General features: G+C 70.6%; 10 protein-coding genes and 1 rRNA gene. 3 read left to right on the top strand and 8 right to left on the bottom strand.

Features of this window, described 5'->3' with window-relative positions:
* A 16S ribosomal RNA gene (locus tag ACH4SP_RS16095) occupies positions 1-87 on the bottom strand; the annotation flags it as partial.
* Between the two features lie 846 nt (positions 88-933).
* Here ACH4SP_RS16095 and trpS point away from each other — a divergent pair.
* Positions 934-1932, top strand: coding sequence for a tryptophan--tRNA ligase (gene trpS / locus ACH4SP_RS16090; RefSeq protein ID WP_398415032.1), 999 nt, complete (start codon positions 934-936; stop codon positions 1930-1932).
* Positions 1933-1980: 48 nt separating this feature from the next.
* Here the strand turns inward: trpS and ACH4SP_RS16085 are convergent, their stop codons facing one another.
* The 4 genes from ACH4SP_RS16085 to ACH4SP_RS16070 form a co-directional block, all read right to left on the bottom strand.
* Positions 1981-2328, bottom strand: coding sequence for a hypothetical protein (locus ACH4SP_RS16085; protein WP_398415029.1), 348 nt, complete (start codon positions 2326-2328; stop codon positions 1981-1983).
* Between the two features lie 62 nt (positions 2329-2390).
* The gene (gene proC / locus ACH4SP_RS16080; protein WP_398415027.1) at positions 2391-3254 is read right to left on the bottom strand and encodes a pyrroline-5-carboxylate reductase; all 864 of its coding nucleotides are present in this window, start codon (positions 3252-3254) and stop codon (positions 2391-2393) included.
* A gap of 120 nt (positions 3255-3374) precedes the next feature.
* The gene (locus ACH4SP_RS16075; RefSeq protein WP_398415025.1) at positions 3375-4151 is read right to left on the bottom strand and encodes an ABC transporter permease; all 777 of its coding nucleotides are present in this window, start codon (positions 4149-4151) and stop codon (positions 3375-3377) included.
* A gap of 93 nt (positions 4152-4244) precedes the next feature.
* Complete coding sequence (locus tag ACH4SP_RS16070) at positions 4245-5042, bottom strand: ABC transporter ATP-binding protein (RefSeq protein ID WP_398415023.1); 798 nt, start codon at positions 5040-5042, stop codon at positions 4245-4247.
* A 389-nt stretch (positions 5043-5431) separates the two neighbouring features.
* On the opposite strand from ACH4SP_RS16070, the gene ACH4SP_RS16065 reads away from it, so the two are divergent.
* Positions 5432-6925, top strand: coding sequence for a SulP family inorganic anion transporter (locus tag ACH4SP_RS16065; protein ID WP_398415021.1), 1494 nt, complete (start codon positions 5432-5434; stop codon positions 6923-6925).
* 106 nt (positions 6926-7031) lie between these two features.
* Here ACH4SP_RS16065 and ACH4SP_RS16060 read toward each other — a convergent pair whose 3' ends face one another.
* Positions 7032-7631, bottom strand: a complete 600-nt coding sequence (locus ACH4SP_RS16060; RefSeq protein ID WP_398415019.1) for a TetR/AcrR family transcriptional regulator — start codon at positions 7629-7631, stop codon at positions 7032-7034.
* A gap of 117 nt (positions 7632-7748) precedes the next feature.
* Here ACH4SP_RS16060 and ACH4SP_RS16055 point away from each other — a divergent pair, with 117 nt between their 5' ends.
* Positions 7749-8000: a hypothetical protein gene (locus ACH4SP_RS16055; protein ID WP_398415017.1), complete on the top strand. Its 252-nt coding sequence runs from the start codon at positions 7749-7751 to the stop codon at positions 7998-8000.
* A 97-nt stretch (positions 8001-8097) separates the two neighbouring features.
* On the opposite strand, the gene ACH4SP_RS16050 is transcribed toward ACH4SP_RS16055, so the two are convergent.
* The gene (locus tag ACH4SP_RS16050; protein ID WP_398415015.1) at positions 8098-8958 is read right to left on the bottom strand and encodes a class I SAM-dependent methyltransferase; all 861 of its coding nucleotides are present in this window, start codon (positions 8956-8958) and stop codon (positions 8098-8100) included.
* Positions 8959-8996: 38 nt separating this feature from the next.
* Entirely contained in the window at positions 8997-9524 is a 528-nt protein-coding gene (locus tag ACH4SP_RS16045) for a hypothetical protein (RefSeq protein WP_398415013.1), read from the bottom strand.
* Between the last annotated feature and the right edge of the window lie 916 nt (positions 9525-10440).

Raw genomic sequence — 10440 nt, 5'->3', positions numbered from 1 at the left:
CCACCCCGAAGGGCTTCATCGTTCGACTTGCATGTGTTAAGCACGCCGCCAGCGTTCGTCCTGAGCCAGGATCAAACTCTCCGTGAATGTTTACCCGTAATCGGGTTCACACATCGGAAGAGCGGAACAGCCACCATCGGAATAAGACGGTGTGTTCCTGCGTCCTCGCTAGTGTTTGCCTACCCGCCGCATGGGCCAGTAGGACTTCAAAGGAACCACCAACCACCGAAGTGGCCGGGGTATCAACATATTTGGCGTTGACTTTTGGCACGCTGTTGAGTTCTCAAGGAACGGACGCTTCCTTTGTACTCACCCTCGCGGGCTTTCCTCCGGACGTTTTCGTTCGGTGTTTCTGTTGTTCTTGCGTTTCCGACTCTATCAGACCGTTTCCGTTCCGACTTCCTCGGTGCTTTCCAGGTTCTTCGCTTTCGCGTTTTCCCTTTCCGGCGGTTCCGACTCTATCAGATCCTTTCGGGCCTGATTCCCAGTCAGCGGGGTTTGTCTTTGCGGCTGTTGGGCCGTTCCGACGAGTGAGACATTAGCGGATTCCTGGGCCCCGATGCCAATCGGGGTGCGCCCTCTCGAACGCGGATTCCTCATTTCGCAAAAGTGCACACGGAGACAGTGCGACGGAGTGTCGCCTGCTCAGAGTGGTTGGTGCGGAATGACTGTCCGGGGACCGACCGGGGTCAGTACTCACAGTCGGACAGCTCGGAGAACATTACGTATCGGTTAATCGTGTGTCAACCCCGGGGTGTGGGGCTACGGTGGTCCGCATGACTACGCGTACGTGCACCCTCTGCTGGTGGGCCGCCTGACGGCGGCCACGCACACGTATGCATCCACGGCCGCCGCTTCGGCGGCCGTTTGCGTATCTCCCTCCGGGAGGTCGGTCGCCGGTGGTGGCGGCCTCGACCAGGAGGAACAAGAGAGATGACGCGGATCTTCAGCGGGATTCAGCCGACCGGGCACATGACCTTGGGGAACTACCTCGGCGCGGTGCGGCGGTGGGCCCAGGTGGATCAGCACCGGGGCGAGGCGCTGTTCTGCGTGGTGGACCTGCACGCGCTGACCGTGGAGCACGACCCGGCTCGGCTGCTGCGGCTCAGTCGGCAGGCGGCGACGCTGTTGCTGGCGGCCGGGCTCGATCCGGCGGTGTGCACCTTGTTCGTGCAGAGCCATGTCGATGAGCATGCGCGGCTGTCGTACGTACTGGAGTGCACGGCCTCCGACGGGGAGGTGCGGCGGATGATCCAGTACAAGGAGAAGAGCGCGAAGGCGCAGGCGGCCGGGGAGAGCGTGCGGCTGTCGCTGCTGACGTATCCGGTGCTGATGGCGGCGGACATCCTCGTCTACGGAGCGGACGAGGTGCCGGTGGGGGACGACCAGACGCAGCACGTCGAGCTGACGCGGGACCTGGCGATGCGGTTCAACCAGCGGTACGGGCACACCTTCGTGGTGCCCCGGGCGACCAAACCCCAGGTTGCGGCGCGGGTCATGGACCTTCAGGAGCCGGCTTCCAAGATGGGGAAGACGAGTGCGAGTACGGGCGGGGTCGTCTTCGTGCTGGACGAGCCCGATGTCGTACGGAAGAAGGTCATGCGGGCGGTGACCGACAGCGGGGCCGGGGTGGAGTACGACCCGGAGGGGCGGCCCGGGGGTGCGAATCTGCTCGATGTGCTGGCGGCCTGTACGGGTGGGAACCCGGAGGAGCTGGCCGGTCGTTATGAGTCGTACGGGGCGCTCAAGAGGGATACGGCGGACGCGGTGGTGGAGGTGTTGCGGCCGGTGCGGGAGAGGCATGCGGAGCTGGCGGCGGACGCCGGGTATGTGGAGGGAGTGCTGAGGAAGGGGGCGGAGCTGGCGCGGGCGATGGCCCGGCCCACCGTGGATGCGGCGTACCGGGCCATCGGGTTGTTGCCCGCGGGGTGATCTGCACGGTGGCCCGCGGGGTGCTCTGCGGGGAGCCGGGCAGGGCGGTCAGCAGGTGGTGGGCTGCTTGCCCTGGACCTGGATGGCCGGGGACTGGGCCCAGCCGATCTCGGGTTCGTCCTCGTCCAGGGTCTCCTCGTTGAGCAGCAGGAACCAGCCGGGGACCTTGCAGACGATGAGGACCTCGTAGCCCTTGGGGAGGGTGACCTCGGAGGGGGACCTGGGGTCCGTGTCGTCGTGGACCTTGGCGCCGTTCGCGGCTGTCACCACGCCGTGGAACAGCTCGCCGCCGCCTTGGGGGGAGGTGGCGGCGGCTGCCGTTCCGGTGGTGGTGAGGAGGGCGACCGCGGTTGCGGCCAGCAGGGCGCCGGTGAAGCGGTGAGTGGTCGTGGTCATGGGTTCAGAGCAGCACGCGGGAGCGGGGTCGGCTCGTCCCGGTGACCCGTTCGGGTGGCGGGTCAGCCGTTGCCCGAGGCCAGTTCGCGGCTGCGGTCGCGGGCGGCTTCCAGGGCGGCGATGAGGGCGGCCCGTACCCCGTGGTTCTCCAGCTCGCGGATGGCGCTGATGGTGGTGCCGGCCGGGGAGGTGACGGCTTCGCGGAGCTTCACGGGGTGCTCGCCGCTGTCGCGGAGCATGACCGCGGCCCCGATGGCGGCCTGGACGATCAGGTCGTGGGCCTGGGCGCGGGGCAGGCCCAGCAGGATGCCGGCGTCGGTCATCGCCTCGACGAGGAAGTAGAAGTACGCCGGGCCCGAACCGGAGAGGGCGGTGGCCGCGTCCTGCTGGGACTCGGGGACGCGGAGGGTCTTGCCGACGCCGCCGAAGATCTCCTCCGCGTGGGCCAGGTGGGCGGGGGTCGCGTGACTGCCCGCCGAGATGACGGACATGGCCTCGTCGACGAGGGCGGGGGTGTTCGTCATGACGCGGACCACGGGGGTGCCGGCGGCGAGGCGCTCCTCGAAGAAGGAGGTGGGGATGCCGGCGGCGCCGCTGATGACCAGGCGGTCGGCGGGGACGTGCGGGGCGAGCTCGTCCAGGAGCTTGCCCATGTCCTGGGGCTTCACGGTGAGGATGAGGGTGTCGGCGCGCTTGGCGGCTTCGGCGTTGGAGACGGACTCGACGCCGTAGCGGGTGCGGAGTTCGTCGGCGCGTTCGCTGCGGCGGGCCGTGACCAGGAGGTCTGCCGGGCGGCGGCCGCCGCGGATCATCCCGCTGAGGAGGGCTTCGCCGATCTTTCCGGTGCCGAGGACCGCAACGGTCTTCGGGGCGGGTGCGGGTGAGTCGGATGTGGCGGTGTGCGTTGCGGCTGTCTGCTGGGTCATGCGGGACACCCTCCGGGGCGGTGGGGCTCAGGTACCTGGACATCCTTGCATCGGGGCGGGTGGGGGTGGAGGCGTGTCCGAGGAGTGGGAGGTGCGGGAGGGGGCCGGGCGTGGGGTGGGTCAGGGGGTGCGGCGGCGGAGGGTGGCGGCGCCCAGGCAGAGGACCAGGAGGGCGACCGCGGCGACGATCGAGGTGCTGCGGACGAAGGTGGCCGTGACCTCGGCGTGGGTGCGGATCTCGGTCATGGCGTCCACCGCGTACGACATGGGCAGGACCGTGGAGATCGCTTCCAGGACGGGCTGCATGGTGGCGCGCGGGGCGAACAGGCCGCAGAGGAGCAGCTGCGGGAAGATCACCACCGGCATGAACTGGACCGCCTGGAACTCCGATGCCGCGAAGGCCGAGACGAAGAGGCCCAGGGCCGTGCCGAGCAGTGCGTCCAGGAGGGCCACCAGGAGGAGCAGCCAGGGGGAGCCCATGACGTTCAGGCCCAGCAGCCAGACCGCGAGCGCGGTGGTGAGCGCGGCCTGGATCAGCGCCAGCAGGGAGAAGGCGAGCGCGTAGCCGCCGATCAGCTCCGCCTTGCCGAGGGGCATGGCGAGGAGGCGTTCGAGGGTTCCGCCGGTGCGTTCGCGGAGGGTGGCGATGGAGGTCACCAGGAACATGGTGACCAGCGGGAAGATGCCGAGGAGTGAGGCTCCCACGGCGTCGAAGGGGCTCGCTCCCCCGCCCTCTCCCCCGCCGCCTCCCTGGCCCGGTGCCGGCGTGTCGAAGACGAAGCGCAGGAGCGTGATCATCACTGCCGGGACCAGGAGCATCAGGGCCGTCGCGCGGGGGTCGTGGCGCAGTTGGCGCAGTACGCGGGCTGCGGTGGTGAGGGTGCGGTGGGGGGACATGGCGGTCCCTTCGGGGAGGGAGTCGGGGGTGGGGCGTGGGGCGTGAGGCGTGAGGTGAGTGGGATGGCTGGGGGTGCTGGCGGCTGGGGTGGGTTATGTGGTGGCGACCAGGTGGAGGAAGGCTTCCTCGACCGTGGGGGTGTCCGTACGGGCGCGGAGGGCGGCCGGGGTGTCCTGGGCGAGGATCCGGCCCTCGCGCATGAGGAGGAGGCGGTCGCAGCGTTCGGCCTCGTCCATGACGTGGGAGGAGACCAGGAGGGTGGTGCCGCGGTCGGCGGCGAGGGCGTGGAAGAGGTCCCAGAGGTCGCGGCGCAGGACCGGGTCCAGACCGACCGTCGGCTCGTCGAGGACGAGCAGTTCCGGGGTGCCGAGGAGCGCCACGGCGAGTGAGACGCGGCTGCGTTGGCCGCCGGAGAGGTTGCCGGTGAGGTCGTCGGCGTGGGCGGTGAGGTCGACGTCGGCGAGGGTGCGGGTGACGGACTCGCGGCGGCGGTCGGCGGCGGCCCGGCCGGGGGTGAGGATCGCGGCGAAGTACGCGAGGTTCTGCCGGACCGTCAAGTCGTCGTAGACGGACGGGGATTGGGTGACGTAGCCGATGCGGGGGCGGAGGGTCGCGTGCCCTGCGGGCAGGCCCAGGACCGTGAGGGTGCCGGTGACTTTGGCCTGCGTACCGACCACTGCGCGCAGCAGGGTGGATTTGCCGCAGCCGGAGGGGCCCAGGAGGCCGGTGATCCGGGCCGGGGGAATGGTGAAGGTGAGGTCGTGGAGGACGGGGCGGTGGCCGCGGGTGACGGTGAGGGAGCGGGCGGCGAGAGCCGGGGGCGGGGCGGCCGGGGCCGCGGCATCGGTGGCAGCGGCGGCATCGGTGGCCGTGGGGCGGGGGGTGGTCATGGCGGGCTCCAGTGTTTATTCATCGTGTGATGAATTGTGCGCCCGCGGCGGGGAGGCGTCAAGGACTGGAGGGGCGTGCCGGGGGTGTTCGGGGGCGTGCGCGCGGGGTGGGGCGGAGCGGGTGCTTCCGTCCGACCCGGGAGAGGTGGGCGGGGGCGGGATTCCTCAACTCCCTCGGGACAGAATTGACTTCACCGTGCAGTGACCCCCGCTCTGCATCTCTCGGTGCCCGCGCATCTCCGACGTCCGGTTCTTCTGTGGAGGTGCTTGCTGTGCGTGTCCTGCCGTTCTCGTTTCGTGGCTCTCTTCGTGGCTCTCTTCGTGGCTCTCTCCGTGGTTCTCTTCGAGGTTCCCTTCGAAGTTCTCTTCGAGGTCCGCTTCGTGCGGATGTGACCGCGTCCCTTGTCGTCTTTCTTGTTGCCGTGCCGTTGTGCGTGGGCGTGGCCGTCGCGTCCGGGGTGCCCGCCGAGCTCGGGCTGATCACCGGGATCGTGGGCGGGCTCGTGGTGGGGCTGCTGCCGGGGAGCAGTTTGCAGGTCAGTGGGCCTGCCGCCGGGTTGACCGTGCTCGTGTACGAGGCCGTGCAGCGGTACGGGGCGGGGTCGCTCGGCGTTCTCGTGCTGGGGGCAGGGCTGGTGCAGCTGCTGCTCGGCGGGCTCGGGCTCGGGCGGTGGTTCCGGGCGATCTCGGTGGCCGTGGTGCAGGGGATGCTCGCCGGGATCGGGCTCGTACTCATGGCCGGGCAGGTGTACGCGATGGCCGACGCGCAGGCTCCGGCGGGTGGGGTGGAGAAGGTGGCCGGGCTGGTGGGGCTGGTGAGCGGGGTTCCCAGTGCGGCCGCGCTCTGTGTCGGGGTCGGGACCGTGCTGGTGCTGGTGGTCTGGCCGAGGTGGCGGTGGGCGGCCCGGACCGTACCCGCGCCGCTGGTGGCCGTGGCACTGGCTGCCGGGGCGACCGCACTGCTGGATCTGAGGGTGCGGAGGGTCGAGGTGCAGGGGCTGCTCGATGCCGTGCGGCTGCCGGGCGGGGACGATTTCGCGCGGCTGGCGGAGGTCGGGGTGGTCGGGACCGTGCTGGCGTTCGCGCTGATCGCGTCGGCGGAGTCGCTGTTCAGCGCGGCGGCGGTGGACCGGCTGCACGAGGGGCCTCGTACCGACTACGACAAGGAATTGATGGCACAGGGGGCCGGGAACGCGGTGTGCGGGGTGCTCGGGGCGCTGCCGATGACGGCGGTCATCGTGCGCAGTGCGGCCAATGTGCAGGCGGGGGCGCGGACCAAGGTGTCGCGGGTGCTGCACGGGGTGTGGCTGCTGGTGTTCGCCGCGCTGCTGCCCGCCGCGCTCGGGGTGATTCCGGTGGCGGCGCTGGCGGGGGTGCTGGTGCACGCGGGCTGGAAGCTCGTACCGGTACGGGCGTTGGGGCCGCTGTGGCGGGAGCACCGGGGGGAGTCCGTGGTGCTGGGGGTGACTGCCGTGGCGATCGTGGTGACGAATCTCTTCGAGGGGGTGGTGCTGGGGTTGCTGCTGGCGGTGGCGAAGACGGCTTGGGACATCAGCCATGTGCATGTGGAGGTCGAGGAGGACGACGGGGAGGGCAAGGAGGGTGGCGTGCTGGGGGTGCGGGTGCTGGGGAACGCCACCTTCCTGCGGTTGCCGAAGCTGTTGGGGGCGCTGGAGGCGTTGCCGCAGGACCGGGTCGTACGGCTGGATCTGAGCGGGCTGCGGCATACGGATCATGCGTGTGCGGCGGCGCTGGAGGGGTGGGCGGAGCAGCGGAGGCGGGCGCGGGTGGGGGCCGGGGGCGGGTCCGGGGCCGGGGCCGGGGGCGGGGGTGTTGGCGGGGACGGTGATGAGGATGGGGTGGCTTCGGTGTTGGTGGCGTAGCGGGGGCCGTTGGTGGCGTAGCGGGGGACGGGGTTCCTGGCGGGGGACGGGGTTCCTGGCGGGGGCCGGGGTTCCTGGCGGGGGGCTGGGTTCCGCCAGGCTTTCTTCAGGGGGTGCGGAGGGCGGTGAGCTGGGCGCGCAGGGCGGATCGGGCCTCGGCGGGGGTCGTCCGGGACAGCAGGAGCTGGATGTTCAGGCCGTCCGCGTAGGTGATCAGGGCTTCGGCCTCGGACTTGGCGTCGAGGTCGTCGCGCAGGCCGCCGGCGTCCTGCGCGACGCGGATGAGCAGGGTGATGAGCTCGGCCAGGCCGTCGTACTGCTCGCGCTGCACCGCGGCCAGTTTCGGGTCGATGGCCGCCTGGGCGGAGAAGGCCAGCCAGACCCGGGCCTCGGCGCGGCCCTGTTCGTCCGTGGGGATCGTGCCGAGGAGCGTCTGCTCCAGCATCGTGATCGTCGACCCCGGATCCTCCGAGTCGGCGATCGCGGCCTGGATCCGGGCGGTGACCTGCTGGTTCATATGCTCCAGCGCGAAGAGCAGCATCTCCTCCTTGGTACGGAAGCAGCGCTGCGCCGCCCCCATGGAGACGCCCGCCCGCGCGGCGACGTCGCGCAGGGTCGCGGCTTCGAGGCCGCGTTCGGCGATGAGCTCGAAGACGCCCTGAGCGATCTGACGGCGTCGGCTGTCGTGGTCCACCTGTCTCGGCATGACGGGAAGTCTAGGCGATGTGATGCGTTTGCATCGGAACGCTGTTACGGTCGTACCGATGCAAGCGCATCGGAACGGCGGTGCGCATTGTCGACCATGAGGAAGGTGTGTGTACGAATGGCTTCGGGACGAGCGGTGAGTGGGGCGGGCAGGGCCGGTGGGCAGACGGCGCTGTGGATCGTCGGGACGCTCTTCTTTGTGCAGGGGTTCGGTTCGGCCCTGACGGAGAGGGTGTGGGGCACCAGCTTCGGGGTGGCGGCGCTGCTTCGGGAGGCGGGGGTTCCGGCGGCTTCGGACTGGGTGGTCGGGGCTGTGGGGGGCGTACTGCTGGTGTGGGCGGGGGTGAGGTGGGGGATTCGGCGGGGGTGAGGGTTCCGTCCGGGGGGCGAGGGCGAGGGGCCGGGGGTGAGGGGTGGGCTCGTGTTTCCACCCCGTGCCATGTGCCGCGTGCCCCTGGTGCGGGTGTTCAGTGAGGGGCGCGGGCCAGGTGGAGTTCGACCACGTACGGCTCTTCGAGCCGGCCGGACGGGAAGACCTTGAGGAGTTCGACGCGTTCCTGGGCGAAGAAGCGGTCGGTGGATTCCGGGTCGTGGATCAGGAACGCCGAGTGGGTGCTGAGGTTCGCCAGGTGGTCGTCGATGGAGATGCGGCGGCTCCAGGGGACCTCGCGGGCCTGGAAGTTCAGGCCGCCGGTGTGGTGGTCGATGCGGTTCTTCATGCTGCCGTGGGCGCCCATCGGGCTCGGATTGGCGGGAGTGCCCGATCCGGTGCCGGCGAAGAAGGTGCGGAGGCGGGTGTCCTGGTCGGCGACCCACTGAGTGGTGTCGTCCAGGACGTTCCACCAGAGGGCGAGCGCGCCGCCGGGGCGCAGGACGCGCATCGCCTCCGGGGCGGAGAGCGTGGCGTCGGTCCAGTGCCAGGCCTGGGCGTACGTAATGAAGTCGGCGGAGGCGGTGGCGAGGGGGAGGTGGTTGCCGTCGCCCCGGACGAGCGGGACGTCGGGGAGGGTGCGGCGGAACTCGGCGGCCATGCCGTCGCCCGGTTCGACGGCGATCGGGCGGGCGCCGCGGGCAACGAGCACGGCGGTTCCGAGGCCCGTGCCTGCGCCGATGTCGGCCACGCGGGCGCCGGCGAGGGGGCGGCCGGCCAGTTCCTCGACGGCGTCCAGGAGAGCGGGCGGGTACGAGGGACGGTGGGCGGCGTAGCTGGCGGCTGCGGCGTTGAAGGAGTGGGCGCGGGACTTGAAGTGGGCGGGGGCGGGGGCGGGATTGGGGTTGGGGTTGGGCGTGGGGTTGGGGTTGGGGGTGGGAGTGGGGTTGGTGGCCATGAGGTCATCCTGGCCTTCGGGGTGATCTTTGGGGAGGGCTACTTGCGCTTGGGCTTCTTCTTGCGGGCGGCGGGGTTGCCGGTACGGGAGCCCCGGCGACGTTCGTACTGCGTGAGGGCCGTCTCGTACTCCGTGCGGTGCAGTTTCTCGCCGGGGGCCTCGGTCAGGGAGCGGAAGAAGTACGCGAGGAGCGAGCCGACGAAGCCGATGGTCTTCAGGCTGCGGAGGGACTGCTCGCGGGCCGGGTCCGCGGGGCGGGTGGTGAAGCCCTCCCAGGTCTTGCGGAACGCGATGGCGCTGCAGATCGCGAACATCACCACGATGAGCATGCCGACGATGCCGCCGACGTCTGCGATCTGGAGGCCCTGGTAGGCGAAGCGGAGGAGGAAGCAGCCGGCCACCGCTGCCACGATCGAGCCGACCGATGCGCCTGCGCGGCGCAGGGCGTAGCCGTTGTCGTGGTGCAGCCAGGTCGTGCCGAAGAAACGGAGGGGCTCGGGCTGGGGGCCGGCCGGGGTGGTGGGGGCGGCCGCGTCGGCGTCGGAGTTCTGGGGGTTGTCGCTCACGGGGTCGATTATCCCCGGGGGTGGGTGGAGGCGGGTGGGGGCGCGGGGCGGGTGCAGGTTCGGGGATGAGTGCGGGTGGGGCGGGGGTGCTCGTGCCCGGAGCGAGGGTTCCGCTGTGCCCACACCCTCTCCAAGCTCTTAAGGAGCAGGGGACCCCCGCGCCCCTGGCGGAACGCATGCCCGCAGGGGGGAGGAGAGGGAGGGGCAGGGAGGGGCGGGGAAAGTGAGCGGGAACTGGGGGCGCGGGCAGACGTGGGACGCGGGAGCCGGGGGAGCGGGGGCGCGGGAGTCGGGGTCAAGCTGGAGCAGCCACGAGCGGGGCGCGGGCGGGCGCGGAAAGGGCGACCAGAGAACACGGGAGCAGGAGGGCTCGGGCAGGCGGGGGACGCGAGAGCCGGAGGAGGAGAGGGAGTGGATGGGGCACGGCGCAGAGCGAGGGCGCGGGAGTCGGAGCAGGAGAGAGCCGACAGGGGGTCGGAGCCGACGGGCACAGCCACGAGCGGGGCGCAGCCAGGAGCGGAAAGCGCGGGCCGGAGGACATGGGAGCAGGAGGGCAGGCCAGAGAACACGGGACCCGAAGGGCACGGGCAAGCGTGAGGTGCACGCAAGCGTGAAGCGCGCCCAAGCGTCAGGAACAGGCAAGCATGGGGTGTGCGCAAGCGTGGAGCGCAGGCAAGCATCGGGTGCGCGCAAGCACAGAACGCCAGCAAGCACTGGGCGCACCCAAGCACCAGCACCAGCACCAGCATGAAGCCCGCGCAACCGCAAAGCACCAGCAAGCGCCGGGTACGCGCAGGCACAAAACGCCAGCACGCATGAAGCCCACGCAAGCACAAAGCACCAGCGACCATGAAGCCCGCGCAAGCGTGAAGCACCCGCAAGCACGAAGCCCGCGCAAGCGTGAAGCACCGGGGTG

The sequence above is a fragment of the Streptomyces sp. NPDC021093 genome (assembly GCF_044333135.1).
GTDB lineage: Bacteria > Actinomycetota > Actinomycetes > Streptomycetales > Streptomycetaceae > Streptomyces.
The sequence above is the reverse complement of the archived record's forward strand: the minus strand, read 5'-3'. Positions and strand labels throughout refer to the sequence as shown.